The organism is Bradyrhizobium sp. USDA 4510, assembly GCF_054059095.1.
The window spans coordinates 3,956,146-3,981,098 of sequence record NZ_JBSSBT010000001.1 but is presented as its reverse complement, the minus strand read 5'-3'; the positions used below and the strand labels follow the sequence as shown (position 1 = coordinate 3,981,098).

Annotated in this window: 22 protein-coding genes and 1 pseudogene; 18 read left to right on the top strand and 5 right to left on the bottom strand. The window is 64.4% G+C overall.

The window, feature by feature from the left end; genetic code table 11:
* Positions 1–7 precede the first annotated feature (7 nt).
* From nuoL to mtnK, 8 genes are all read left to right on the top strand, one after another.
* On the top strand, positions 8–2,080 hold the full coding sequence (gene nuoL, locus ACVMDN_RS18160) for an NADH-quinone oxidoreductase subunit L (RefSeq protein WP_076825360.1): 2,073 nt from the start codon (positions 8–10) through the stop codon (positions 2,078–2,080).
* On the top strand, positions 2,081–3,595 hold the full coding sequence (locus ACVMDN_RS18155) for an NADH-quinone oxidoreductase subunit M (RefSeq protein ID WP_016841819.1): 1,515 nt from the start codon (positions 2,081–2,083) through the stop codon (positions 3,593–3,595).
* A 10-nt stretch (positions 3,596–3,605) separates the two neighbouring features.
* Entirely contained in the window at positions 3,606–5,042 is a 1,437-nt protein-coding gene (nuoN, locus tag ACVMDN_RS18150; protein ID WP_057016475.1) for an NADH-quinone oxidoreductase subunit NuoN, read from the top strand.
* A 61-nt stretch (positions 5,043–5,103) separates the two neighbouring features.
* Positions 5,104–5,910: a biotin--[acetyl-CoA-carboxylase] ligase gene (locus ACVMDN_RS18145; RefSeq protein ID WP_076825413.1), complete on the top strand. Its 807-nt coding sequence runs from the start codon at positions 5,104–5,106 to the stop codon at positions 5,908–5,910.
* Positions 5,910–7,580 (top strand): ribonuclease J, encoded by a 1,671-nt coding sequence (locus tag ACVMDN_RS18140; RefSeq protein WP_141340991.1) that lies wholly within the window; start codon positions 5,910–5,912, stop codon positions 7,578–7,580. Before ACVMDN_RS18145 ends, ACVMDN_RS18140 begins: the two co-directional genes overlap by 1 nt.
* 71 nt (positions 7,581–7,651) lie before the next feature.
* Positions 7,652–8,056 carry a methylmalonyl-CoA epimerase gene (gene mce, locus ACVMDN_RS18135; protein WP_253639757.1) on the top strand — a complete coding sequence of 135 codons (405 nt, stop codon included), beginning with the start codon at positions 7,652–7,654 and terminating at the stop codon, positions 8,054–8,056.
* Between the two features lie 6 nt (positions 8,057–8,062).
* The gene (locus ACVMDN_RS18130) at positions 8,063–8,338 is read left to right on the top strand and encodes a DUF1467 family protein (protein ID WP_057016477.1); all 276 of its coding nucleotides are present in this window, start codon (positions 8,063–8,065) and stop codon (positions 8,336–8,338) included.
* 197 nt (positions 8,339–8,535) lie between these two features.
* Positions 8,536–9,840: an S-methyl-5-thioribose kinase gene (mtnK, locus tag ACVMDN_RS18125; RefSeq protein WP_456835080.1), complete on the top strand. Its 1,305-nt coding sequence runs from the start codon at positions 8,536–8,538 to the stop codon at positions 9,838–9,840.
* A gap of 365 nt (positions 9,841–10,205) precedes the next feature.
* On the opposite strand, the gene ACVMDN_RS18120 is transcribed toward mtnK, so the two are convergent.
* From ACVMDN_RS18120 to ACVMDN_RS18105, 4 genes are all read right to left on the bottom strand, one after another.
* Positions 10,206–11,240 (bottom strand): ABC transporter permease, encoded by a 1,035-nt coding sequence (locus tag ACVMDN_RS18120; RefSeq protein WP_038385101.1) that lies wholly within the window; start codon positions 11,238–11,240, stop codon positions 10,206–10,208.
* Positions 11,241–11,334: 94 nt separating this feature from the next.
* Positions 11,335–12,837, bottom strand: a complete 1,503-nt coding sequence (locus ACVMDN_RS18115; protein ID WP_253639759.1) for a sugar ABC transporter ATP-binding protein — start codon at positions 12,835–12,837, stop codon at positions 11,335–11,337.
* A 9-nt stretch (positions 12,838–12,846) separates the two neighbouring features.
* Positions 12,847–13,884 (bottom strand): sugar ABC transporter substrate-binding protein, encoded by a 1,038-nt coding sequence (locus tag ACVMDN_RS18110; protein WP_253590132.1) that lies wholly within the window; start codon positions 13,882–13,884, stop codon positions 12,847–12,849.
* Between the two features lie 88 nt (positions 13,885–13,972).
* Positions 13,973–14,398, bottom strand: coding sequence for a globin (locus ACVMDN_RS18105; RefSeq protein WP_253590133.1), 426 nt, complete (start codon positions 14,396–14,398; stop codon positions 13,973–13,975).
* A 457-nt stretch (positions 14,399–14,855) separates the two neighbouring features.
* Between ACVMDN_RS18105 and ACVMDN_RS18100 the strand changes: the two genes are divergently transcribed.
* The 7 genes and pseudogenes from ACVMDN_RS18100 to ACVMDN_RS18070 form a co-directional block, all read left to right on the top strand.
* Positions 14,856–15,227, top strand: coding sequence for a DUF2946 domain-containing protein (locus ACVMDN_RS18100; RefSeq protein ID WP_310884634.1), 372 nt, complete (start codon positions 14,856–14,858; stop codon positions 15,225–15,227).
* Between the two features lie 82 nt (positions 15,228–15,309).
* Positions 15,310–17,718 carry a TonB-dependent receptor family protein gene (locus ACVMDN_RS18095; RefSeq protein WP_310884635.1) on the top strand — a complete coding sequence of 803 codons (2,409 nt, stop codon included), beginning with the start codon at positions 15,310–15,312 and terminating at the stop codon, positions 17,716–17,718.
* A gap of 11 nt (positions 17,719–17,729) precedes the next feature.
* Positions 17,730–18,956 (top strand): sialidase family protein, encoded by a 1,227-nt coding sequence (locus tag ACVMDN_RS18090; protein WP_310884636.1) that lies wholly within the window; start codon positions 17,730–17,732, stop codon positions 18,954–18,956.
* Positions 18,953–19,450 (top strand): TlpA family protein disulfide reductase, encoded by a 498-nt coding sequence (locus ACVMDN_RS18085; RefSeq protein ID WP_310884637.1) that lies wholly within the window; start codon positions 18,953–18,955, stop codon positions 19,448–19,450. The genes ACVMDN_RS18090 and ACVMDN_RS18085 overlap by 4 nt, the downstream gene beginning before the upstream one ends.
* 35 nt (positions 19,451–19,485) lie before the next feature.
* A complete protein-coding gene (locus ACVMDN_RS18080; protein ID WP_168855893.1) occupies positions 19,486–20,010 on the top strand; it encodes a copper chaperone PCu(A)C in 525 nt (174 codons plus the stop codon).
* Between the two features lie 7 nt (positions 20,011–20,017).
* A complete protein-coding gene (locus ACVMDN_RS18075) occupies positions 20,018–20,545 on the top strand; it encodes a YcnI family protein (RefSeq protein ID WP_310884638.1) in 528 nt (175 codons plus the stop codon).
* Positions 20,546–20,548: 3 nt separating this feature from the next.
* Positions 20,549–20,827 (top strand): annotated as a pseudogene (locus ACVMDN_RS18070) (copper resistance CopC family protein); the annotation flags it as partial.
* Positions 20,828–20,914: 87 nt separating this feature from the next.
* Here ACVMDN_RS18070 and ACVMDN_RS18065 read toward each other — a convergent pair.
* The gene (locus ACVMDN_RS18065) at positions 20,915–21,364 is read right to left on the bottom strand and encodes a hypothetical protein (protein WP_456843650.1); all 450 of its coding nucleotides are present in this window, start codon (positions 21,362–21,364) and stop codon (positions 20,915–20,917) included.
* A gap of 13 nt (positions 21,365–21,377) precedes the next feature.
* On the opposite strand from ACVMDN_RS18065, the gene ACVMDN_RS18060 reads away from it, so the two are divergent.
* The 3 genes from ACVMDN_RS18060 (at position 21,378) to ACVMDN_RS18050 (ending at position 24,949) form a co-directional block, all read left to right on the top strand.
* Entirely contained in the window at positions 21,378–22,112 is a 735-nt protein-coding gene (locus tag ACVMDN_RS18060; RefSeq protein ID WP_456843649.1) for a copper resistance D family protein, read from the top strand.
* Positions 22,113–22,276: 164 nt separating this feature from the next.
* On the top strand, positions 22,277–23,596 hold the full coding sequence (gene proS / locus ACVMDN_RS18055) for a proline--tRNA ligase (RefSeq protein WP_038380332.1): 1,320 nt from the start codon (positions 22,277–22,279) through the stop codon (positions 23,594–23,596).
* A 72-nt stretch (positions 23,597–23,668) separates the two neighbouring features.
* A complete protein-coding gene (locus ACVMDN_RS18050) occupies positions 23,669–24,949 on the top strand; it encodes a lipoprotein-releasing ABC transporter permease subunit (protein WP_028339647.1) in 1,281 nt (426 codons plus the stop codon).
* The last annotated feature ends 4 nt before the right edge of the window (positions 24,950–24,953 follow it).

Below are 24,953 nucleotides of genomic sequence, written 5' to 3'. Positions count from 1 at the left end.
CGCAGTTATGGTTCAGGCAATCGTATTCCTGCCTCTGCTGGGCGCCATCCTCGCAGGCATTATCTCGCTGGTCGGTGCCCATGCGCGCTGCCCGAGCGGCGATACCGTCGACCATCACGACGATGCGCATGGCGACGCCCATGCCTCCGCGGCCCATGACGATCACGGCCATGATGACCATGGCCATGACGATCACCATGTCTCCGAGCCGGCGGCCGCCGGCTCGCGCCTTGCCGAGCTGATCACCACGGGCCTCTTGTTCGTGTCGGCGGCGCTGTCGTGGTTCACGCTGGTCGATGTCGGCTTCATGCACCATGACGCGCGCGTCGTGCTGCTGCCCTGGATCAACTCGGGCGACCTGCAGGTGGCCTGGACGCTGCGGGTCGACACCCTGACCGCGGTGATGCTGGTCGTGGTCAACACGGTGTCCGCGCTCGTCCACCTCTATTCCATCGGCTACATGGACGAGGATCCGAACCGGCCGCGCTTCTTCGGCTATCTCTCGCTGTTCACCTTCGCGATGTTGATGCTGGTGACGTCGGACAACCTCGTTCAGCTGTTCTTCGGCTGGGAGGGCGTCGGCCTCGCGAGCTACTTGCTGATCGGGTTCTGGTACCAGAAGCCGTCGGCCAATGCCGCGGCGATCAAGGCCTTCGTGGTCAACCGCGTCGGCGACTTCGGCTTCGCGCTCGGCATCTTCGCGATCTACGCGCTGGTCGGCTCGACCGATTTCGAGACCATCTTCCATGCCGCGCCCGGTCTGACCGGCAAGACCATCAACTTCTTCGGCTGGCAGGCCGACGCGCTGACCTTGACCTGCCTGTTGCTGTTCATGGGCGCGATGGGCAAGTCGGCCCAGTTCCTGCTGCACACCTGGTTGCCGGACGCGATGGAAGGTCCGACCCCGGTGTCGGCACTGATCCATGCCGCGACCATGGTCACCGCCGGCGTGTTCATGGTGGCGCGGCTGTCGCCGCTGTTCGAGCTGTCGCCGACCGCGCAGGCGGTGGTGATGTTCTTCGGCGCGACCACGGCGTTCTTCGCCGCCACGATCGGCCTCGTGCAGAACGACATCAAGCGCATCGTCGCGTATTCGACCTGTTCGCAGCTCGGCTACATGTTCGTGGCGATGGGAGCGGGGGCCTATTCGGTCGGCATGTTCCATTTGTTCACGCACGCCTTCTTCAAGGCGCTGCTGTTCTTAGGGTCAGGCTCGGTGATCTACGCGATGCATCACGAGCAGGACATCCGCAACATGGGCGGCCTGTGGCGCAAGATCCCGTACACCTTCGCGGTGATGTGCATTGGCACCCTGGCGCTGACCGGCTTCCCGCTGTTCGCCGGCTACTTCTCCAAGGACGCGATCATCGAGGCGGCCTATGCGGCGCATAATCCGTTCGCGACCTACGCCTATCTCTTGACCATCGTGGCCGCCGGCCTGACCTCGTTCTACTCCTGGCGCCTGATCTTCAAGACGTTCTTCGGCGAGCCGCACGACCAGAAGCACTACGACGCGGCGCATGAGAGCCCGGTGTGGATGCTGGTGCCGATCGGCGTGCTCGCCGCCGGCTCGATCCTGGCGGGCCTGCCGTTCAAGGAGCTGTTCGTCAACCCGCACGGCGTGGAAGAGTTCTTCCGCGAGTCCGTGAAGATGAACCCGCACATCCTCGAGGACATGGAGCACATGCCGGGCTGGCTTGCGCCGCTGCCCACCGTGATGATGGCGCTCGGCCTGTTCATCTCGTATCTGTTCTACATCCGCAGGCCGTACCTACCGGTCGAGCTCGCGCAGCAGCAGCCGATGCTGTACCAGTTCCTGCTCAACAAATGGTACTTCGACGAGCTGTACGACTGGATCTTCGTGCGCCCGGCGAAGTGGCTCGGCTACACGCTGTGGAAGAAGGGCGACGGCTTCATCATCGACGGCTTCGGTCCCGATGGCGTCTCCGCCCGCGTGCTCGACGTCACCCGCAACGTCGTGAAATTGCAGACCGGCTACCTCTATCACTACGCATTCGCGATGCTGATCGGGGCCGCCGGATTGATCACCTGGTTCATGTTCGGCTTGGGAGGCCAGTAGATGACAACCTGGCCCATCCTTTCGGTCACGACCTTCCTGCCGGCGGTCGGTGCGATCCTGGTCTATCTGCTGGCGCGGGGCGGTGACGAGACCGCGAGCCGCACGGCGCGCTGGATCGCGCTGTGGACCACGCTGATCACCTTCGCGATCTCGCTGATCCTGGTGGCGCGCTTCGATCCGGCCTCGACCGACTTCCAGTTTGTCGAGAAGGCGTCCTGGCTCGCCACCGGCATCACCTATCACATGGGCGTCGACGGCATCTCGCTGCCGCTGATCATCCTGACCACCGCGATCATGCCGCTCTGCATCATCGCGAGCTGGAAGTCGGTGACGCAGCGCGTCGGCGAATACATGATGGCGTTCCTGATCCTGGAAACGCTGATGGTCGGCACCTTCTCGGCGCTCGACCTCGTGCTGTTCTATTTGTTCTTCGAGGGCGGCCTGATCCCGATGTTCCTGATCATCGGCGTCTGGGGCGGCCCGCGCCGGGTCTATGCGTCGTTCAAGTTCTTCCTCTACACCTTCCTCGGCTCGGTCCTGATGCTGCTCGCCATCATGGCGCTGTACTGGAACGCCGGCACGACCGACATCCCGACCCTGATGCACACCGCGGTGCCGCGGTCGATGCAGACCTGGGCATGGCTGGCCTTCTTCGCCTCGTTCGCGGTGAAGATGCCGATGTGGCCGGTGCACACCTGGCTGCCCGACGCGCACGTCGAGGCGCCGACGGCGGGCTCGGTGATCCTGGCCGCGATCCTGCTGAAGATGGGCGGCTACGGCTTCCTGCGCTTCTCGCTGCCGATGTTTCCGCTGGCCTCGCACGACTTCGCGCCGTTCGTGTTCGTGCTGTCCGTCATTGCCATCATCTACACCTCGCTGGTGGCGATGATGCAGGAGGACATGAAGAAGCTGATCGCGTATTCGTCCGTCGCGCATATGGGCTTCGTCACCATGGGCATCTTCGCGGTGACCACGCAGGGCGTCGCCGGCGGCATGTTCCAGATGGTCTCGCACGGCATCGTCTCCGGCGCGCTGTTCCTTTGCGTCGGCGTCGTCTACGACCGCATGCACACCCGCGAGATCGCGGCCTATGGCGGTCTCGTCAACCGGATGCCGCTCTACGCGCTGACCTTCATGGTCTTCACCATGGCCAATGTCGGTCTGCCGGGCACCAGCGGATTCGTCGGCGAGTTCATGACGCTGCTCGGCACCTTCAAGATCTCGCTGCCGACGGCGTTCTTCGCCACCACCGGCGTGATCCTGTCGGCCTGCTACGCGCTCTGGCTCTACCGCAAGGTGGTGTTCGGGGCGCTGGTCAAGCCGTCGCTGATGTCGATCAAGGATCTCACCTTCCGCGAATGCGTGACGCTGTTCCCGCTGATCGCACTGACCATCCTGTTCGGCGTCTATCCGAAGCCGGTGCTCGACATGTCGGCGGCCTCGGTGCAGCAGCTCGTCAACAATTACCAAACCGCCGTGACTGCCGTGAAGGCAGCCGCGCTGACCGTCCAGTAAGGCCCTCGTCATGAGCTTTTCCAGTGCAGGTTATCAGTTGCAGCCGGTGCTGCCGGAGCTGGTGCTCGCGGTCGGCGCCATGGTGCTGTTGATGATCGGAGCCTATCGCGGGCAGGGGACGACGCGGCTCGTCACGGCGCTGGCGATCTGTCTCCTGGTGCTGACCGGCGTGCTGGAGCTTTGGTTGCCGGCCGGCAAGCTCGTGACCTTCGGCGGCAGCTTCATCGTCGATGATTTCGCGCGCTTCCTGAAGGTCCTCGCGCTGATCGCCTCGGCGGCAACCCTGATCCTGTCGACGGAGTACCTGTCACAGCCGTCGAGCCGCAACTTCGAGTTCTCGATCCTGGTGCTGCTGTCGACGCTCGGCATGATGGTGCTGATCTCGGCCGGCGACCTGATCTCGCTCTATCTCGGCCTCGAGCTGATGAGCCTTGCGCTCTACGTCGTCGCCGCCAGCCAGCGCGACAACGCCAAGTCGAGCGAGGCGGGCCTGAAGTATTTCGTGCTCGGGGCGCTGTCGTCGGGCATGCTGCTCTACGGCGCCTCGCTGATCTACGGCTTCACCGGCACCGTCAGCTTCGCCGGCATCGCGGCCGCCGCGACGACCGGCAGCATCGGCATCGTGTTCGGCCTGGTGTTCCTGCTCGCCGGCCTCTGCTTCAAGGTGTCGGCGGTCCCGTTCCACATGTGGACGCCCGACGTCTATGAGGGCGCGCCGACGCCGGTGACGGCGTTCTTCGCGTCCGCCCCGAAGGTCGCGGCGCTCGCGGTGTTCACCCGCGCGACGCTGACCGCGTTCCCGGGCATCGTCACCCAGTGGCAGCAGATCCTGGTGTTCGTGGCGATCGCCTCAATGGCGCTGGGCTCGTTTGCCGCGATCGGCCAGACCAACATCAAGCGGCTGATGGCCTATTCCTCGATCGGCCATATGGGCTTTGCGCTGGTCGGCCTCGCTTCCGGCACGGTCGAGGGCGCCCAGGGCGTCCTGATCTACATCACGATCTACGTCGCGATGACGCTCGGTTCCTTCAGCATCATCCTGGCGATGAAGCGCAATGGCCAGGCGCTGGAGCAGATCAGCGATTTCGCCGGCCTCTCCCGCACCAACCCGCTGCTCGCCTTCATCTTCGCGATGCTGCTGTTCTCGCTGGCCGGCGTGCCGCCGCTCGCCGGGTTCTTCGGCAAATGGTACGTGTTCGTCGCCGCGATCAAGGCCAATCTGTTCACGCTCGCCGTGATCGGCGTGCTGACCAGCGTGGTGGGTGCGTTCTACTATCTGTCGATCGTCAAGGTGATGTATTTCGACCAGCCGCTCGGCAAGCTCGACCCGGTCCGCGTCGAGCTGCGCACCGTGCTGGCGGTCGCCGGCATCTTCAATATCTTCTACTTCGCCTATCCGGGCCCGCTGGTGAGTGTGGCCACGGCGGCGGCAAAATCGCTATTTTGACGCGTGCGGTTCCGAAATCGGGATGCTGGCTTTCGGAACCAATCATGCGCATAACGCTGACATGACCTTCACGCTCGGGCCCCGGGCCATAGCGGCGGGCTATCGGCTCGCCGCCTTCGATCAGATCGGCTCGACCAATGCCGAGGCGATGCTGCGCGCCCGCGGCGGCGAGCGGGGGCCGATGTGGTTCGTGACGCCCGAACAGACCGCGGGCCGCGGGCGGCGGCAGCGGGTCTGGGTCGCGCCGCGCGGCAATCTCGCCAGCACGATCCTCGAGGTGACGGACGTCCAGCCGGCAGTCGCCGCTACCCTCGGCTTCGCCGCCGGGCTGTCGCTCGAAGCTGCGCTGCGGAAGGTCAGCATCGAGGCGGCGCTGCGGCTCGGGCCGGACAGCCCGAAGTTCACCCTGAAATGGCCGAACGACGTGCTGGCCAACGGCAGGAAGCTCTCGGGCATCCTGCTTGAGGCCGAAGCCATCGGGAGCCGGCTGGCGGTCGTCGTCGGCATCGGCACCAATGTCGTCGCAGCACCAGAGGGGACGCCGACGCCGGCCGTATCGCTCGCGGCGCTCGGCATCCAGATCGGGGCGGAGGAGCTGTTTGCCGCGCTGTCGGACGCCTGGGTCGAGTTTCGCGGCATCTGGGACGACGGCCGCGGCTTCCCCGAGATCCGCAGGCTGTGGCTGGAGCGCGCGGCCGGGCTCGGCGAGAAGGTCGCGGTCCAGACCGGCTCGGCGACCCTTGAGGGCACGTTCGACACCATCGATGATACCGGCTGCCTGATCGTCCGCACTGCTGATGGCGAGCGCCTGCCCGTGACCGCCGGCGAGGTCTATTTCGGCACCGCAGCCTCGGTGAGGGCGAACTGATGGCGCGTCCGGACGAGCTCACCTTTGCGCCGCTCGGCGGCGTCGGCGAGATCGGCATGAACCTGTCGATCTACGGCCTCGGCAACCGCCACCAGCGGTCCTTCCTCGCGGTCGATCTCGGCGTCTCCTTCGGCGACGAGGAGCATCTGCCGGGCATCGACCTGATCATGCCCGACGTCCGCTTCCTCGAGAAGGAGCGCAACAATCTGGTGGGCCTCGTGCTGACGCACGCCCATGAGGATCATTTCGGTGCCATTATCGATCTTTGGCCGAAGCTCGGCTGCAAGATCTACGCGACGCAATTCAGCGCGGCGCTGTTCGAGGCCAAATGCGCCGCCGAGCGCAACCCGCCAAAAATCCCGGTCACGGTGATCCCGTCGGGCGGGCGAGTCGATATCGGTCCGTTCAATGTCGAGTTCATCCCGGTCGCGCATTCGATTCCGGAATCGCACGCGCTGGCGATCAAGACCGATCTCGGCACCGTGCTGCATACCGGCGACTGGAAGATCGATCCGACCCCGATCATCGGCCAGCCGACCGACGAGCGGCGGCTGCGCGAGCTCGGCGATGAAGGCGTGCTGGCGCTGGTCGGCGATTCCACCAATGCGGTGCGCGACGGGCGCTCGCCGTCGGAGACCGAGGTCGCCGCCACAATCAAGAAGCTGGTCAAGGCGGCCAAGGGCCGGGTCGCGGTCACGACCTTCGCCTCCAATGTCGCCCGGGTGCGGGCGGTGGCGGACGCCGCCAACGCCGCCGACCGCGAGGTCGTCGTGGTCGGCCGTGCCATGGAGCGCGTGGTGCAGGTGGCGCGCGAATGCGGCTATCTCGATGGCTCGCATAAATTCCGCAGCGCCGACTATTACGGCCATTTCCCGGCCGACAAGGTGCTGGCGCTGTGCACCGGCAGCCAGGGCGAGCCGCGTGCGGCGCTGGCGCGGATCGCCAATGACGACCATCCGCAGGTCACCCTGAACAAGGGCGACACCGTGATCTTCTCCTCCCGCACCATTCCCGGCAACGAGAAGGCGGTCGGCTCGATCATCAACAACCTCGTCATGCAGGGCGTCGAGATCATCACCGACCGCGAGCATCTGGTGCACGTCTCCGGCCACCCGCGCCGCGACGAGCTGCGCGACATGATCTCCTGGGTGCGGCCGCAACTGCTGATCCCCGTCCATGGCGAGGCGCTGCATCTCGCCGAACACGCCAAGCTGGCGCGCGCCGCCGGCGTGCCCAAGGTCCTGACCTGCCGCAACGGCGACCTCGTCAAGCTCGGGCCCGGCGAGCCCGGCATCATCGGCGAGGTGCCGGCGGGGCGGCTCTACAAGGACGGAACCATCCTGGAGGACGCCAAGTCGCGCGCTGTGGTGGAGCGGCGGCGGATGGGCTTTGCCGGCTGCGCCTTCGTCGCCATCGCCATGACCGAGCAGGGCGAGCTCGTCGACGATCCCGAGGTTGATCTGGTCGGCATGCCGGAGAACAATGCGGCGGGCGAACTGCTCGACGACATCGTGTTCGATGTGGTGGTATCGACGATCGAGGGCCTGCCGAAGCCGCGGCGGCGCGATCCGGACGCGCTGGGGGAATCGGTGCGGCGCGCGGTGCGGGCGGCGCTGAACGAGCAATGGGGCAAGAAGCCGATCTGCGTCGTGCACGTTCTGACGGTTTGAGCCTAAGCATGATCCGGAAGAGTGCGAAGCGATTTTCCGAAAAGATCATGCTCAACTAAAGGGAGAGAGAGATGCTGGGCCGGCTCAATCACGTCGCGATCGCGGTCAAGGACGCCAAGCAGGCCGCGAAGATCTACGGCACTGCCTTCAATGCCGAGATTTCCGATGCGGTGCCGCTGCCGGAACACGGCGTGATTACCGTGTTCGTGACGCTGCCGAACACCAAGATCGAGTTCATCGAGCCGCTGGGCGAGACCTCGCCGATCGCGAAATTCGTCGAGCGCAATGCCGACGGCGGCATCCACCATGTCTGCTACGACGTGCCCGACATCATCGCGGCCCGTGACCGCATGATCGCCGAGGGTGCGCGGGTGCTGGGCGACGGCCAGCCGAAGATCGGCGCGCATGGCAAGCCGGTGCTGTTCTTCCACCCGAAGGACTTTTCCGGCGCCCTGGTCGAGATCGAACAGGACTGAGGCCGCATGGCTTACCAGATCTCCACCGGACTTGCGATCTACTTCGTGCTTTGGTGGCTCGTGCTGTTCCTGACGCTGCCGTTCGGCGTGCGCAGCCAGCACGAGGACAATGTCGGCGCGCCCGGCACCGACCCCGGCGCGCCGATCCTGGCGCGGATGGGCCGCAAGCTGCTGTGGACCACGCTGATTTCCGCCGTGATCTTCGCGATCGCGATGTGGGCCTATCATTCCGGCTATCTCTCGATCGAGCGGCTGTCGAAGCTGATGGGAATGCCGTTCTGATACGCAGAAGTAGCCCGCATGAGCGAAGCGACATGCGGGATCACTTTCCCGGGTATCGCGGAGCCTGTCATCGGGCGCGCGTTCGCGCGACCCGTTGGCTCACCCGGGCTACGAACCGATGGGGATGCTGTTTTAGAAACTGATGCCAATGGAGTGGGGATCAACCTCGCCCTGGCAATGCGGAGGAGGCGACCACGATGAACCTGCAGTCCCAGCCGGGCTCCGGGCCGAGCGCATATCGAATCCTGCGGGAAGCCGATCTGCGGGATTATCTCGCGGGGCTGCCCGCCATCGTCGCGCAGCTCGGCGGCGCGCCGGCGGACTGGTCGATCAGCGAGGTCGGCGACGGCAATCTCAATCTCGTCTTCATCGTCAAGGGCGGAAGCGGCGGCCTCGCGGTCAAGCAGGCGCTGCCGTATGTGCGCCTCGTCGGCGAGAGCTGGCCGCTGCCGCTGTCGCGGGCGCATTACGAGCACATGGCGCTGGTGCATCAGGCGCGGCTGGCGCCGATGCTCGTGCCGGCGGTGCTGCATCATGATGCGCCGCTCGCGCTCACCGCGATGGAGCTACTCGAGCCGCACATCATCATGCGCAAGGGCCTGATCGAGGCCACGTGGTACCCGCGCTTTGTCGAGGATATCTCAACCTTCCTGGCGCAAACGCTGTTCTTCACGTCCGACCTTGCGTTGTCGGCCGCGGAGAAGAAGGAGGGCATCGCCGATTTCGCCGGCAACCACGCGCTCTGCAAGATCACAGAAGACCTGATCTTCACCGATCCCTACCGCATCGCCGAGCAGAACCGCTGGACCGCGCCGTATCTCGACGCAACCGCCGCGGCGTTCCGCGAGGACCTCGACCTGCATGTCGCGATCTCCAGGCTGAAGCTGAAATTCATGGCGAGCCCGCAGGCGCTGCTGCACGGCGATCTGCATACCGGCTCGATCATGGTTACAGACAGCGAGACCAGGGTAATCGATCCCGAGTTCGCCTTCTACGGCCCGATGGGCTTCGACATCGGCGCCGTCATCGGCAACCTCCTGATGGCCTATCTGGCCTCCGCCGGCCACGAGCGCACGCCGGGCGAGCGCGCCTCGTTCGAGGCCTGGCTACTCGCGACCATGGAGGGCGTCTGGAGCGAGTTTTCCCGAAAGTTCCTGGCGCTGTGGCGCAGCGAGGCGAACGGCGACGGCTATCCGGTGTCGCTGTTTACCGGCGAGGCAGGTGCCGCGCGGTTGGAGGCAGAACGGCAGGCGTACATGGCGCGGCTGTTCGAGGACACCGTCGGCTTCGCCGCGGCCAAGACCATCCGGCGCATCCTTGGTCTCGCGCACAACATCGACTTCGAGTGGATCGCCGACGAGAAGCAGCGCGCGATCTGCGAGGCGCGGGCCCTCAAGCTCGCCCGCAATATGATGCTGGAGGCGCCGTCCTACACGACGATCGGCGCGGTCACCTACGCCGCCCGCGAGCTGCGCAACTGGCAGCCGGATTTTGCGAGGTAGCCGGGAAGCGTAGGATGGGTGGAGCGAAGCGGTACCCATCATTCTGACAGCGCGATAAGAGTTGATGGGTTTCGCTTCGCTCTACTCGTCCTACGCAGCGCGGCTTTCCCTGCGCCCTCTTCAACGCGAGGGCGGAACGAACAGCAAGCTCGGACAAATCATGTCGCGAGAATGCGGATGTTTGACTCACAAGCGATACACACTCGGCGTCGTCCCGGCGAAGGCCGGGACCCATAACCACCAACGATCATTGTTGAGCGACGCTGGAATGACGAGTTCCTTCAACAATACCCGCCGCGGCGTATGGGTCCGTGCTTTCGCAGGGACGACGAATGGAGAGAGCTGTGTGCTCAGCTCCTTCATCCTTAATCCGCCGCCTGTTCCCGCAGCCGCTGCGCGTACACGTTGATGATCAGCGCCGCGAGCAGGATCAACCCGCGGATCAGGATCTTCAGGAAGCTGTCGATATTGACGTGGTCGAGGCCGTTGTTGAGAACGCCGAGCACGAACAGGCCGACGATGGTGTTGCCGATGCCGCCGCGGCCGCCGAACAGGCTGGTGCCGCCGACCACCACGGCCGCGATCGAATCCAGCAGATAGGTATCGAACTCGTTCTGCTGGGCGCTGCCGAAATGGGCGACGCCGAGCATGCCGCCGATCCCCGAGCACACCGCCGAGATCACCATCACACTGCCGAGGATGAGCTTGACGTTGAGGCCGGCAAATTCCGCGGCCTCGCGGTTGCCGCCGACCATGTAGACGTAGCGGCCGAACCGTGTGTAGGTCAGCACCAGGTGGCCGCCGAGCAGCATCACCGCGGCGACGATCACAATCCAGGGGATGCCGCCGATCGAGCCGGAGCCGAGCGTCGTGATCAGGTCCGGCACCTTGTAGGCGATCTGGCCGCGCACCAGCAGCGCCGAGACGCCGGCCGCAATCTGCATCATGGCGAGCGTCATGATGAAGGAGGGGATGCCGATCATGGTCAGCCCCAGCGCGTTGACGAGGCCGAGCAGCGCGCACAGCGCCAGCGCCAGCAGGATCGCGACGATGCCCGGCATCGGGACATTGGCGATGTTGACGTAGGATTCCTGCAGCGTGAAGTACGCCACCGCAATGCCGGTGACGTTGGCGATGCTGGCGATCGACAGGTCGATCTCGGCGCACAGGATCACGAAGGTGAGGCCGACGGCGATGATGCCGGTGACCGACACTTGCGTGAGGATGTTGCCGACATTGTCGATGGTGGCAAACGACGGGCTCGCGATCGCGAAGAAGGCGCTGAGGAAGATCAGCGTCAGGAACGGCGCAATGTTGCGCATCTGCGAGCGCAGGAAGGGCGCCAGCCCGCGCGACCGCTGGTGATCCGCTCGCGCCGTGGCGCCGTCACTGCTTGCCATCATGTCTCTCCATCAAGCGCGATGAGGTGGTCATCGCGCTTTCTCTGTTTGTTTGAGCATCGGAAAACCGCTTCGCACTTTTCCGGATCATGCTCTAGGCCGCCTCCAGCAGCCGGTCCTTGCTGACCGCTTCGCCCGCGAATTCGCGCACCACCGCGCCGCGCTTCAGCACCAGGATCCGGTCGGCCAGCGACAGCACCGTCTCCGGCTCGGTCGACAGCACGATGATCGCCAGCCCCTTGGCGCGGAGATCGCGCACGATGTTGATCACGTCGTTCTTGGCGCCGACATCCATGCCGCGGGTCGGCTCGCACAGCACCAGGACGCGCGGCGGATAGGCTAGCCATTTCGCCAGCGCCACCTTCTGCTGATTGCCGCCGGACAGCATGCCGAGATCGAGGCCGACCACCGGCGGCCGGATCTGCAGTTGCTCGACCTGGCGCTGGGCGATCGCACGCTCGCGCACCGGCTTGAGCAGCAGCGCCGAGATCCGTTCGAGGATGCTGATCGAGATGTTCTTGTAGACCGGTTCCTGGTGGAACAGCATGGCGCGCCGGCTTTCCGGCACCAGGGCGACGCCGGCCCGTCGCGCCGCCGCGGTGCTGCGAAACGTCTTCGTGGCGCCGTCGACCGCAAGCGTTCCGCCGTCGGGTCGCAGCTTGCCGAACAGGATGCGCGACAGCTCCAGCTGCCCGCAGCCCATGAAGCCGTAGATACCGAGCACTTCGCCGGAGCGGGCCTCGAACGAGACGTCCTGCAGGCTGCGGCGCAGCGAGAGCTGATCGACCTTCAGCACCGCCGCGCCTCCGCTCGATTGCGGGAGCATCAGGTCATCGGTGTAGCTGTGTTCCAGCGCCTCGCCGCCGCGGCCGATCATGGCCTCGATCAGGGCGCCCTTGGTGGTGTCCGCGGACGCGGTCTCCGCGATCTTCCGCCCGTTGCGGAACACCGTCACCACGTCGGAGACCCGCAAAATGTCCTCGATGAAGTGCGAGATGAAGACGATGCTGGTGCCTTCGTCGCGCAGCCTGTGCAGCGTCGCAAAGAGGCGTTCGACCTCGGGCGGAGAGAGGGCGGAGGTCGGCTCGTCCAGGATGATGATGCGTGCGCCGGAAAACAGCACGCGAGCGATCTCGATCAGCTGCTGCAGGCCGATCGGCAAATCGCCGAGCCGCGTCATCGGGTTGACGTCGATGCCAAACCGGGCCAGCTGCTCGCCGGCCTCGCGCGCCATCCGCCGCCATTGCACGAAGCCGAGGCGGTTGGTCGGCTGGTTGCCGAGGAACACATTCTCAGCGACCGTGAGGTCAGGCGCGACGCTGAGCTCCTGATGCACCATGCCGATGCCGGCGGCGTGCGCGTCACGGGTGGAGCGGAAGCGGGTCTCCTTGCCGTCCAGCATGAAGCGGCCGGAGAACTCCGGATGCACGCCGGCGATGATCTTCATCAGCGTACTTTTTCCGGCGCCGTTCTCGCCGACGAGACCATGGATCTCGCCGGCGTGCAGCGCGAAGTCGATCCCACGAAGGGCTTCGACGCCGCCGAAGGCCTTCGTGATCTGGTGCAATTCGAGGATCGCCGAGCGTCCCTGCGTCATGAGGCCCGCTCAGATCAGGAAATGATCCTCCATCCATTGCATGCCGGCGGCGTTGGCCTTGGTCACGACTGGACCGTCGGTCACGACATTCTTCGGAATGCCCTGGCCGCTCTTTTCGCCGCCGACCACGGCGGCGACGCCCGCGACGATCGCGCCGCCATGGATGCGGCAGGACGGATTGCGGACGGTCGCGAACATGCGGCCTTCGCTGACCGCCTGAATCGCCGGCGGCATGGCGTCGACACCGCCGATCAGGATGTTGGTGCGGTTGCGCGCCTTCATGATGTTGTAGGCGGCGAGCGCCATGTCGTCATTGTGGAAGAAGGCGGCGTCGATCTGCGAGTATTTGGTCAGATAGGTTTCCCAGAGCCGGGCGGTCTTCGAGACGTCCCAGTCGGCGGGCTGGGTATCCAGCACCTCGATGTTCGGGAACTGCTTGATGACCGAGTTGAAGCCCTTGGCGCGGCCCTGCGCGCCGGTATGGCCGAGCGCGCCCTGGGTCATGATGACCTTGCCCTTGCCGCCGATCGCGTTGCACAGCGCCTGCGTTACGGAGGCGCCCATGAACTCGTTGTCAGGTGCGAGGAACGAGTGGACGTTAATTTGATCGAGAGGAGCAATAAGCGTGTCCATGTCGATCACGGGGGTCCCGGCGTCGATCATCTTCTGCACCGGCTGGGTCAGCGTGCCGATGCCGAACGCCTGGATCGCGACGAAATCCCATTTCTGCGACGCCATGTTGTCGATCGCGGCGCGCTGCTTGACGGCATCGAGCTGGCCGTCGAACCAGGTCACTTCGACGTTGAACAGCTTGCCCCAGAACTCGGCGGCCTGCTTGCCTTGCGCACACCATGTCGCCTGCAGTCCGGCGTTGGAGAATGCCGCCTTCAACGGCTTTTCCGAGCGTCCCATTTCGGCGGCGAGCGCGGACGTCGTCATGCCCATTCCGCCGAGCAGGCCGGCCGCAGCTCCACCTGCCGCCGCCATCTGCAGAAGGTCGCGCCGCGTCGTCGACGCCTTGTCCATCCCCTTGTCGGTCCCTGGCATTGCTTGCTCCCTCTTCGTTTTTCTGACCGTCGGCGTCAATTGCACGCGCCGCGGATAAAGCGAGTGTGTCACAATCGGAACGGTGATGCTACGGCCTCTCGTCCACGAGATGTTTCTGCTGCAGCACGATGGCTTCGATGTCGCCGAGCAGCTTGTGCCACGCAGCATCGATCTCCGCAGTCCACTGCTCGCCGAGAATTTCACGCAAGCTGTCGGCAATCACGGCGAAGAACGCGACGAACAGTTCGCGCGGCGTTCCGTAGGCGTCGTGTGAGAACACTTCCGATTCGATCAGGCGAAAATGTCCGCAGCGCTCCCCCGCGAAATCGAGGATGGCTTCGATCGTCAGCGCCAGCATCGAGCCTTTCACCGGCTCGCTGCCTTCGGTGCGAAACATCGCCTGCGTCTCGGGATGTTCGCGAAACAGGCGGCGATAGACTGACGGTGTCAGATCATCGCAAGCCGCGGCTGCGAGTTCAAAGCTGCGTTCGATCGGATTCGATGATGGAGTCATAGCGGATTGCGATCATCACATAAAAAAAGAGCAGGGCTCAAAGCCCTGCTCCAAAAATTGTGTCGACCCTATTTGCCCCAAAAATTCGATTTGATCTTGATTGATGGGGTGACGCTGCTTGTGCGCGTCGGGCTCCTCCCGAGACTTGGACCACCAGGACACACCTCGCGGCTGGCCTGAGCCCGAATTGGTAGACTATCTTTCCAGGCTTGTCATCATTTTCGGCAACGATTGTTCAATTTTCGAGCAATTTGCGAAATGATTGGGATGGCGCCACCGGCGGTTGTGACGGGCGATATAAAACACGTGGCAGGGTAAGGGGATACGACTGATTTCGGAGTTGCCGTGACGCAAGTGCCACGCTCGGTTATTTCCGTCGGCTGGAAGAAACCGGACGCATCGGCGATCTCGACTTCCGGCGCCCATGGTGGTTAGTTCCGTGGCGGATGGATTTGCGATGCGCCGGCGGCTGAAGAATTTTCTGCCCATCGTCTTGGTTGCCCTGCTGGTGCAGATTCTTGCACCGATCGGGGCCTGCTGGGCGGCGAGCCTTGCCGCGTCCGATCCGCTCGCGGCCGCCACCATCTGCCACGGCGATGCCGGCTCCGGAGCGGGGCAGGGTGACCAGACCAGTCACGACGCCCATGACGGCTGCTGCTCGGCCTGCAGCGTGCTGCAGACCGGTGCGCCGGTTGATAGCCCGCGAGTTGTGGCCCAGGCCGTCGAACGCCTGCCGAACCCGATCGCCTGGCTTGATTTCGCCTCCGAGCTCGATCGTTCGCGCGCCGGCCTCTCGGCGCAAGCCCGCGCGCCGCCGCTGTTTTCCTGACGACCTTGTCGCTGCCGGTGCGTCCCGCGCCAGCAAGTGCCCTTGAGCAAGCCGGCCGGAGCGCCGGTGTCAGGATTCATCCATGTTTCGCTATCATCCGCTGGAGGCGGCAAGCGTGCTCGCGCTGGGCGCGACGCTTTGCGCATTGCCGTCCGCTGCCGAAGCCCAGGCGCCCAGCACAGAGCTACCCTCCGTCACCGTCGAGGCGCCCCGGACGGCGGTGCGCGCCAAGCCGGCGGCGCAGAAGCCGCGCGTTCGTGCCGCGTCCGTGCGGCGGCCGCCGAAGCCGGCGACAGCGCCAGCCGTGACGGCGGCCCCAGCGGACGGCGCGAGGCCGGGGGAGACGCTTGCCGCGACCCGCGACGGTTTGAACCGGGCGCCGACAGGCCAAACGCAGACGACCATCGACCGCAGCCAGTTCGACAACCGACCGGCGTTCTCCGTCGCCGATGTGCTGCGCGACAGTCCGGGCATCTCGATCAAGCAGGGCAACGGCCCGCGTGATTTCGGCATCTCGATCCGCGGGTCGAATGCGCGGAACGGCTTCGGCATCCGCAACCTCGTCATCTTCGACGACGGTTTCCCGGTGACCCAGCCGGACGGCCTGTCGCGCAGCGACCTGATCGATCCGCATGCCTATGGCGCCATCGACGTGGTCCGCGGGCCGTCATCGGCGCTCTACGGCAATTATGCGACCGGCGGCGCGCTGAATTTCAGGACCCGGCCGGGCGGCAAGATCGACGGCGTCGAGTATGGCGTCGACGGCGGCAGCTTCGGTTACCTCAACAACTATCTCGCGGCGGGCAAGAAGGTCGGCAATTTCGAGGCCTCGCTGTTCGCGAGCGACGCGCGCGGCGACGGCTACATCGGCAACAGCTGGTTCAACACACAGACCGTTAATTTCCTCGGCACGCTGCAGGTCACGCCGGACGACCGCTTCACGGTGAAGCTGATCAACAACGACCTGACGACGCGCCTGCCGATCCGCTCCTCGCTCAACCAGTTCTACCAGAACCCGTTCCAGCAGGGCTGCACGACCGGCGCGACGGCCGCGCCGGGATGCGCCACCGTGACGTTGTTCAACAACGGATTCAACGCGGCGGCCGGGACCGACAGGGAGACCGCGGTTCAGGCCGGTCTCGGGCGCGACGACCGCCGTACCATCGTCGGCGGCCGCTGGGAGCACGACTTCGACAACCAGACCACCTGGCGCAACCAGTTCGTCTTCGACGACCGCAATATCAATCAACCGACGGGATCGACGAGCGCGATCGGCGACTTCCCGTCCTACAACTACATGAGCGACGTCGTCAGACGCGGCGATATTTTTGGGCTGGATTCGACGACCTATTTCGGCGGCTTCTACAATACGCTCACCGCGTCGAGCGACACGCGCAATGTAATGCCGGGCGGAAATGCGACGCTCGGAAGCCTGTCGAGCAATTTGTTCAGCACGACGACAAATTACGGTGTTCGCGCACGCGAGGAATTGAAGCTCACGTCTGCGCTGACGGCCGTTGCCGGCATTGGCTGGGAGGCCACCAGTCTGACGGGCCGGAACACCGCCTACAGCTACGCCGGCGCGGCCGGAACCACGACCACGGCGATCACGACCGCGGACCGGCAATTCCAGAATACCGCGCCCGAGCTCGCATTGCTGTACCGGCTGAGCAGCGAGTGGCAAGTCCGTGGACGAGTGGCAACCGGATACGGCACGCCGCAGGTCAGCAATTTGTTCGTCCTGCCGAGTGGCGCCTCGGGCAACAACACCCAGCTGCGGACGCAAAAGAATCTCGGTTACGATGTCGGTGCCGACTGGACACCGAACAACGCGCTCAAGCTCAGCGTCACGGGCTTCTACGAGTTCTTCAAGGACGAGCTCGTTTCTCAGGCCACGCCGCTTGCGGGCATCTCCTACACGTTCAACGCGCCGCGATCGGAGCATCGCGGCGTCGAGCTGGCCGCCGACTGGAAATTCCTGCCGGGCTGGCGGTTCTCGGCGGCCTACACTTATCTCGACGAGGTCTACACGGAATACGTCGAGAACATCACGAACGGCGCGGTGTTCAGCTTCAATCGCGCCGGCAACAAGATTCCCGGCATTTCACCGAACGAGCTCACGGCGCGGTTAGGCTACGACCAGCTGTCGGGTCAGTTTCAGGGATTTGGCGGGTTCGTCGAAGTGCAGTGGAAGGACAGCTTCTACATGGACAACGCCAACCTCTTGAAGGCGCCGGGCTATGAGCTGGTCAACCTCAACCTGCACTACAAGACCGATCTCGTCTCCGATTACTTCAAGGCGCTGAACCTCTACATCGAGGTGAGGAACGTCTTCGACCGGACCTACGTGGCGTCGGCGAACAACATCGCAAATTCGGTGACCGCGGCAGGCATTCAAAATCCCGCGAGCGTACTGGCGAACTCAACCAACTCGATCTATGCCGGATCGCCGCGCGCCTTCGTGGCGGGCATGAAGATTGCGTTCAAATGAGGAGCGCATCGATGACCTATCGCAAACCGGTCGCCCTGACGCTGCTTGCATCGCTCATGCTCGCGGCCTTGCCGAACCTTGCCGTCGCACAGATGAGCCATCAGCACGCCTCCGAAGCGGCCTGCGAAGAGACGGACCTGCGCTGCGCGACCAAGGTCACGCCCGCCTTTGGCCGGGATGGGACATTATGGCTGGCGTGGATGGCCGGAGGTCAGATCTCCGTCGCGAGCTCAAAAGACCAGGGCAAGAGCTTTTCCACACCGGTGCAGGTCAGCCGGGAGCGGCTCAGTCTCGATTGGGGACCGGATGCGCGGCCGAAGCTTGCGATCGATGCCAAGGGCAACATCGCTGTGGCCTTCTCGATCTTCCGCGATCAGAATTTCAACGGTCAGGTGCTGACCACGCGATCGACCGATGGCGGACGCAGTTTCGATGCGCCGAAGCCGATCACCACGAACAATGAGAGCCAACGGTTCGAGGCGATCGGCTTCGATCCTGCGGGGGCGGTGTTTGCCGCGTGGCTCGACAAGCGCAACCGCGTGCCGGCGCAGCAGCGCGGCCAGAAATATGATGGTGCCGGATTGTTTTTCGCGTCATCGGGAGATGGCGGAGCAACCTATTCCGACGCGCGGCTCGTCGCCGACAACACCTGCGAGTGCTGCCGCCTTGCGCTGGCATTCGATGGTGCGGGCCGTCCGGTGGTCGTGTTCCGGAACATCTTTGAGGGTGGCGTGCGCGACCATGCGATCGTGACATTCTCCGACCTGGCTACGCCCGGCGAGATACATCGGGTGAGCCGCGACGACTGGCAGATCGCGGCCTGTCCGCATCACGGTCCGAGCCTGACCATATCGCGCGAAGGAACCTACCATGTGACGTGGTACACCAACGGCAAGGCGCGCAAGGGATTGTTCTATGCGCGCTCGCGCGACGGCGGCAAAACCTTCTCCGATCCGCTTCCGGTCGGTCAGCCGAACCGCAGCCCGTCACGGCCGCAGATTATCGCGGGGCCGCAGGGGCTTGTCATGGCCTGGAAGGAATTCGACGGGCAGAAGACGACAATCGATCTCATGACATCGCACGACGATGGAGCGACATGGTCGAAGCCAACGGTGATCGCGGATACCGCCGACAGTTCCGACCATCCGCTGCTCGTCTCGGACAGCCGGCAGACCTATCTGTCGTGGATGACGAAGGCCGACGGCTACCATTTTCAAGCGATCGAGGGCGAACCATGAAGCGTCATCTGCTGGCTGCGCTGATCCTGCTCGCGACGCTGCCGACTGCACTGGCGGCGGGAGAGGGCGCGCCAAGGCCGTTTGAACGCGGCAGCTGGCAAAAGCTGCTGCATGAGCATGCCGGTCATCCGACCCTGGTGCACTTCTGGGGAGTGACCTGCGGACCATGCAAGGTCGAGCTGCCGCAGCTTGGCCAGTTCATGAAGGATCATCCCGGAATCGATGTCGTCACGATCAGCGCGGATCTGGTTCCCAACCTTCCGGAGGCGACGCGATCGATGCTGGATCGCGCCGGCCTCGGCGCGGCCGAAAACTGGATTTTCGACGACGGCTTTGCCGAGCGGTTGAGATTTGAGATCGATCCGGCCTGGCAAGGCGATATCCCGCGAACCATGCTGATTGCCAGGGATGGAACGATCACGACGATCGAAGGGTCGGCCGAAATCGCCGATCTGAACAAATGGTCCAGCGCCCAGTCGGCAGCAACCCGATGACACTTGAATTACAACTTGAAAGGAAATCCGTCGCCATGAAGACGCTCCCCCGCATCCTTGCCCTCGCAGGGCTGACCGCTGCACTCGTCTCGACGTCCGCGCGCGCCGAGGACGTCAAGGCCGGCGACCTCGTGATCACGCAGGCCTGGACGCGCGCAACGCCGAACGGCGCCAAGATCGGCGGCGGCTACCTGACGATCGAGAACAAGGGGACGACGCCCGACCGGCTGGTGTCAGGCACCGGCGATGTTGCCGGCAAGATCGAAGTCCACGAGATGTCGATGGACAATGGCGTGATGAAGATGCGTGCGCTCGACAAGGGCCTCACCATCGAGCCCGGCAAGACCGTGAAGCTCGCGCCGGGCGGCTATCACCTGATGATGTTCGACCTGAAGAATCCGCTGAAGCAGGGCGACAAGGTGCCGGTCACGCTCGAGTTCGAAAAGGCCGGCAAGGTCTCGGTCTCGCTGGACGTGCAGGCCGTCGGCGCGCAGGGGCCGGGCGGCGGTCATTCCGGTCATGGCGACCATTCCGGTCACATGGACATGAAGAAGATGTGAGGCAGCCATGCGATCACAGACGCTCCTCATTGCCACGGCGGCGCTGCTCGCAGCGCAGCCGGCGATCGCGCATATCACACTCGAAGGAAAGCAGGCGGCGGTCGGATCGTATTACAAGGCGGTGTTCGCCGTGCCGCATGGCTGCGCGGGCTCGGCGACAATCAAGATCCGGGTGCAGATTCCGGAGGGCGTGATCGGAGTTAAGCCGATGCCGAAGGCGGGCTGGACTCTCGATACGGTCAGCGGCAAATACGCCGCGCAATACGACTATCACGGCGCCAAGCTTTCCGAGGGCGTCAAGGAAGTCGCCTGGAGCGGTGGCAAGCTTGCGGACCAGAACTACGACGAGTTCGTGATGCAGACGTTTCTCACCGACACCTTGAAGCCCAACACCACGTTGTACTTTCCGGTCGTGCAGGAGTGCGAGCAGGGCGTCAGCCGCTGGATCGATATCCCGGCCGACGGGCAGGGCGGCGGGCACGACCATGGCAGCAAGACACCGGCGCCCGGCGTCAAGCTGCTGCCGAAGTCGTAAGTGATGCGGCTGGTCGCAAACCTCGCAGCGCTGCTCGTGGCGCTGTGTCTTGCGACCTCAGCCCATGCGCATGCCGTCCTGATCGGCGCCGAACCGGCCGACGGCAGCGTGGTGGCTGAAGCACCCAGGACGGTGGTGCTCCGCTTCAACGAAGCGGTGGCGCCGACGGCGGTCAGCCTGCTCGACGCCGCGGGCAAGCCGCGCGACGTCGCGATCCGCGCCGTCGACCAGTCGGTGATGGTGACGCTGCCGGCGGGCCTGCCGCAGGGCACGCAGGTGGTCAGCTATCGCGTGGTGTCGCAGGATGGCCATCCGGTCGCGGGCTCGCTGCTGTTTTCGATCGGCGTCGTCACCGGCTCGGCGGCGCCGTCAAGCGACGGCGTGCTCGATGTGTTGATCTGGCTGGCGCGGCTCGGGCTCTATCTGGGCCTGTTTGCCGGCGTCGGCGGCGTGTTCTTTGCGGCCTGGATCGGGCAGGGCCCGGCCGGCGAACGGCTGATCATGTGGTCGCTGAAGATCGGCCTTGTCGGCGCGATCGCGTCGCTTGGCTTGCAGGGTGTCGACCTCTTGAACCTGCCGCTCTCGGGCATCGTGACGTGGGCGGCATGGGCCAGCGCCGCGCGCTACCAGCCTGTTTCCCGCGCTGCTGCTCGCGATCGCCGCGATGCTAATCGCGGCGATCGCCTGGCGCAGCCCGTCGTTCGGTGCAGCTTTCACCCGCACCGCGACCGCAATGATCTGTGTCGGGCTGTCGTTTGCGGTCAGCGGCCACGCCGCCACCGCTTCGCCGCAATGGCTGACGCGAGCCGCGCTATTCATCCATGGCGTGGGCGTGGCGTTCTGGATGGGCGCGCTCGCGCCGCTGGCGGTGCTTGCCTGGCAGCGCAAGGATTCGCTGCTGCGGGTGCTGCGGCATTTTTCGACGATCGCGGTGCCGGTCGTCGCGTTGATCGCCTTGTCGGGCCTGGCGCTCGCGATCGTCCAGCTCGACAGTTTTCACGCGCTGATCGACACCGGGTACGGCAACATCCTGGTTGCGAAGCTGGTGCTGGTGGTGTTGTTGCTCGGGCTCGCTGCGCTGAACCGGTTGGTGTTCACGCCGGCCATCGCGCGCGAGTTTCATCGGACACGGCCGCTGCAGCGCTCGATCGCGCTGGAATTCGTGCTGATGATCGCCATTCTCGGCCTCGTTGCACTCTGGCGCTTCACGCCGCCGCCGCGCGTGCTGGCGATGTCGGCCGATGTTCCGCTCGCGGTCCACATTCACACCGATGCCGCGATGTTCCAGGTGCTGATCGCGCCGGGCAAGGTCGGGCAAAATGACTTCGTGCTGCAGCTGATGAACGGCGATGCCAGCCCGTTGACGGCCAAGGAGGCGACGCTGACGCTGAGCTTGCCCGAGCGCGGCATCGAACCGATGGAACGCGCCGCCGCGCGCGGTGCCGATGGCTATTGGCACGTGCGCAAGGTGCCGTTGCCGGTGCCGGGCCGCTGGCACATGCAGATCGACGCCTTGGTGACCGATTTCAAGAAAGTGACGCTGGAAGACGATTTCGAGGTCAGGTAAAGCCGCGGTCGGCGCGCTGGGCACTTCGATGGTACGCAATTCGTTCAAATGGCCGAAAATCGCCTGATTTGAAAGGTTTTTCTTATTTGGCGGCCTTGTGTTTTCACAGCCGATCCGGTTTCACTGCAGCTCTTCCCACGCTTTCCTGATTCCCGAGTAACGCCATGCGATTGTCGCGGTTTTTCCTGCCCATCCTGAAAGAAAACCCGAAAGAGGCGGAGATCGTCTCGCATCGGCTGATGCTGCGCGCGGGCATGATGCGGCAGGAGGCTGCCGGCATTTATGCCTGGCTGCCGCTCGGCTTCCGGGTGCTGAAGAAGATCGAGCAGATCGTTCGCGAGGAACAGGACCGCGCCGGCGCGCTCGAGCTCTTGATGCCGACGCTGCAGCTCGCCGATCTCTGGCGCGAAAGCGGCCGCTACGACGCCTACGGCCCGGAGATGCTGCGCATCCTCGATCGTCACAAGCGCGAGCTGTTGTACGGGCCGACCAACGAGGAAATGATCACGGAGATTTTCCGCTCCTACATCAAGTCCTACAAGAACCTGCCGCTCAACCTCTACCACATCCAGTGGAAATTCCGCGATGAGCAGCGTCCGCGCTTCGGCGTGATGCGCGGCCGCGAGTTCCTGATGAAGGACGCCTATTCGTTCGACCTCGACGAGGCCGGCGCGCGGCGCTCCTACAACAAGATGTTCGTGGCCTATTTGCGCACCTTTGCGCGGATGGGCCTCAAGGCGATCCCGATGCGGGCCGAGACCGGCCCGATCGGCGGCGACCTCAGCCACGAATTCATCGTGCTCGCGGAGACCGGCGAGTCCGGCGTCTACATCAACCGCGATGTGCTGGACCTGCCGGTGCCGGGCGCGGACGTCGATTATGACGGTGATCTGACGCCGATCATCAAGCAGTGGACTTCGGTCTACGCCGCGACCGAGGACGTCCACGAGGCTGCGCGCTTCGAACAGGAAGTGCCTGAGGCAAAGCGGCTGAACACGCGCGGCATCGAGGTCGGCCAGATCTTCTATTTCGGCACCAAATATTCCGAGACCATGAAGGCGATGGTGGCCGGTCCCGACGGCGTCGACGTGCCGATCCATGGCGGCTCCTACGGCGTCGGCGTGTCGCGTCTGGTCGGCGCGATCATCGAAGCGTGTCACGATGACGCCGGCATCAAATGGCCCGAGGCCGTCGCGCCGTTCCGCGCCGCGATCCTCAATCTCAAGCAGGGCGATGCCGCGGTCGATGGCGCCTGCGAGCAGCTTTATCGCGAGCTCTCGGCGAAGGGCGTCGACGTGCTCTACGACGACACCGACCAGCGTGCCGGCGCCAAGTTCGCCGCGGCCGATCTGATCGGCATCCCGTGGCAGATTCTGGTCGGACCCAAGGGGCTTGCGGACGGCAAGGTCGAAGTGAAGCGTCGCAGCGACGGCTCACGCGACAATATGAGCCCCGCCGACGTGGTCGCGAAGCTCGCGGGTTAAAGTTTATTCACGCCGCGCTGATCGGCGGGGTAATCCGGCCACATTTGGCCCGAATCATGGGATTATCGACAGATGGATGAGACCATGAGCGAGCCAGTCCGTACCCCGCCCTTTGCGCCATTCGAATGGCTGCTGTCCGGACGCTATCTGCGCGCGCGCCGCAAGGAAGGGTTCATTTCGGTCATCGCCGGCTTTTCGTTCCTCGGCATCATGCTCGGCGTCGCCACGCTGATCGTGGTGATGGCGGTCATGAACGGCTTCCGCAAGGAGTTGCTGGACAAGATCCTCGGCCTCAACGGACATATTCTGGTGCAGCCGCTGGAATCGCCGCTGACCGACTGGAAGGATGTCGCCGACCGCATCAGCCAGGTGCAGGGCATTCGCCTCGCCGCGCCGGTGGTGGACGGGCAGGGGCTCGGTTCATCGCCGTTCAACGCCGCCGGCGTCTTCATCCGCGGCATTCGCGCCGACGATCTCAACAACCTCACCTCGATCGCCAAGAACATCAAACAAGGCTCGCTCGAGGGTTTCGATGAGGGGCAGGGCGTCGCGATCGGTCGCCGCCTCGCCGACCAGCTTTCGCTGCATGCCGGCGACATGATCACGCTGGTTTCGCCGAAGGGCGCGGTGACGCCGATGGGCACCACGCCGCGCATCAAACCCTACAAGATTACTGCGGTGTTCGAGATCGGCATGTCGGAATATGATTCGACCTTCGTGTTCATGCCGCTGACCGAGGCGCAGGCCTATTTCAACCGCAACAACGACGTGTCCTCGATCGAGGTGTTCACCACCAATCCGGACAAGATCGAGACCTATCGCAAGCTGGTGACCGAGGCGGCCGGCCGGCCGGTCTTCCTGGTCGACTGGCGGCAGCGCAATTCGACCTTCTTCAACGCGCTTCAGGTCGAACGCAACGTGATGTTCCTGATCCTGACCATGATCGTGCTGGTCGCGGCGCTCAACATCGTCTCGGGACTGATCATGCTGGTGAAGGACAAGGGCCAGGACATCGCGATTCTGCGGACCATGGGCGCCTCGCAGGGCTCGATCATGCGGATATTCCTGATCACCGGCGCATCGATCGGCGTCGTCGGCACGCTGGTCGGTCTGCTGGTCGGCTTGCTGATCTGCTTCAACATCGAAACCATCAGGCAATTCCTGTCGTGGCTCACCAACACGGAATTGTTCGATCCGACGCTGTATTTCCTGTCGAAGCTGCCTGCTGAAATCGATTTTGGCGAGACGCTCGCCGTCGTGATCATGGCGCTGACGCTGTCCTTCCTTGCGACGCTCTACCCGTCGTGGCGCGCCGCGCGCCTCGATCCGGTCGACGCGCTCCGGTACGAATAAGGAG

What these genes read in the sequence shown, in the direction of transcription:
- ACVMDN_RS18050 (WP_028339647.1), top strand. Translation starts at nt 23,669, where the DNA reads ATGGATGAGACCATGAGCGAGCCAGTCCGTACCCCGCCCTTTGCGCCA.
- ACVMDN_RS18110 (WP_253590132.1), bottom strand. Translation starts at nt 13,884, where the DNA reads ATGCCAGGGACCGACAAGGGGATGGACAAGGCGTCGACGACGCGGCGC.
- ACVMDN_RS18155 (WP_016841819.1), top strand. Translation starts at nt 2,081, where the DNA reads ATGACAACCTGGCCCATCCTTTCGGTCACGACCTTCCTGCCGGCGGTC.
- mce (WP_253639757.1), top strand. Translation starts at nt 7,652, where the DNA reads ATGCTGGGCCGGCTCAATCACGTCGCGATCGCGGTCAAGGACGCCAAG.
- ACVMDN_RS18080 (WP_168855893.1), top strand. Translation starts at nt 19,486, where the DNA reads ATGAAGACGCTCCCCCGCATCCTTGCCCTCGCAGGGCTGACCGCTGCA.
- ACVMDN_RS18095 (WP_310884635.1), top strand. Translation starts at nt 15,310, where the DNA reads ATGTTTCGCTATCATCCGCTGGAGGCGGCAAGCGTGCTCGCGCTGGGC.
- ACVMDN_RS18085 (WP_310884637.1), top strand. Translation starts at nt 18,953, where the DNA reads ATGAAGCGTCATCTGCTGGCTGCGCTGATCCTGCTCGCGACGCTGCCG.
- nuoN (WP_057016475.1), top strand. Translation starts at nt 3,606, where the DNA reads ATGAGCTTTTCCAGTGCAGGTTATCAGTTGCAGCCGGTGCTGCCGGAG.
- ACVMDN_RS18115 (WP_253639759.1), bottom strand. Translation starts at nt 12,837, where the DNA reads ATGACGCAGGGACGCTCGGCGATCCTCGAATTGCACCAGATCACGAAG.
- ACVMDN_RS18120 (WP_038385101.1), bottom strand. Translation starts at nt 11,240, where the DNA reads ATGGCAAGCAGTGACGGCGCCACGGCGCGAGCGGATCACCAGCGGTCG.
- nuoL (WP_076825360.1), top strand. Translation starts at nt 8, where the DNA reads ATGGTTCAGGCAATCGTATTCCTGCCTCTGCTGGGCGCCATCCTCGCA.
- ACVMDN_RS18145 (WP_076825413.1), top strand. Translation starts at nt 5,104, where the DNA reads ATGACCTTCACGCTCGGGCCCCGGGCCATAGCGGCGGGCTATCGGCTC.
- ACVMDN_RS18140 (WP_141340991.1), top strand. Translation starts at nt 5,910, where the DNA reads ATGGCGCGTCCGGACGAGCTCACCTTTGCGCCGCTCGGCGGCGTCGGC.
- ACVMDN_RS18105 (WP_253590133.1), bottom strand. Translation starts at nt 14,398, where the DNA reads ATGACTCCATCATCGAATCCGATCGAACGCAGCTTTGAACTCGCAGCC.
- ACVMDN_RS18130 (WP_057016477.1), top strand. Translation starts at nt 8,063, where the DNA reads ATGGCTTACCAGATCTCCACCGGACTTGCGATCTACTTCGTGCTTTGG.
- proS (WP_038380332.1), top strand. Translation starts at nt 22,277, where the DNA reads ATGCGATTGTCGCGGTTTTTCCTGCCCATCCTGAAAGAAAACCCGAAA.
- ACVMDN_RS18065 (WP_456843650.1), bottom strand. Translation starts at nt 21,364, where the DNA reads ATGAATAGCGCGGCTCGCGTCAGCCATTGCGGCGAAGCGGTGGCGGCG.
- ACVMDN_RS18100 (WP_310884634.1), top strand. Translation starts at nt 14,856, where the DNA reads ATGCGCCGGCGGCTGAAGAATTTTCTGCCCATCGTCTTGGTTGCCCTG.
- mtnK (WP_456835080.1), top strand. Translation starts at nt 8,536, where the DNA reads ATGAACCTGCAGTCCCAGCCGGGCTCCGGGCCGAGCGCATATCGAATC.
- ACVMDN_RS18090 (WP_310884636.1), top strand. Translation starts at nt 17,730, where the DNA reads ATGACCTATCGCAAACCGGTCGCCCTGACGCTGCTTGCATCGCTCATG.
- ACVMDN_RS18075 (WP_310884638.1), top strand. Translation starts at nt 20,018, where the DNA reads ATGCGATCACAGACGCTCCTCATTGCCACGGCGGCGCTGCTCGCAGCG.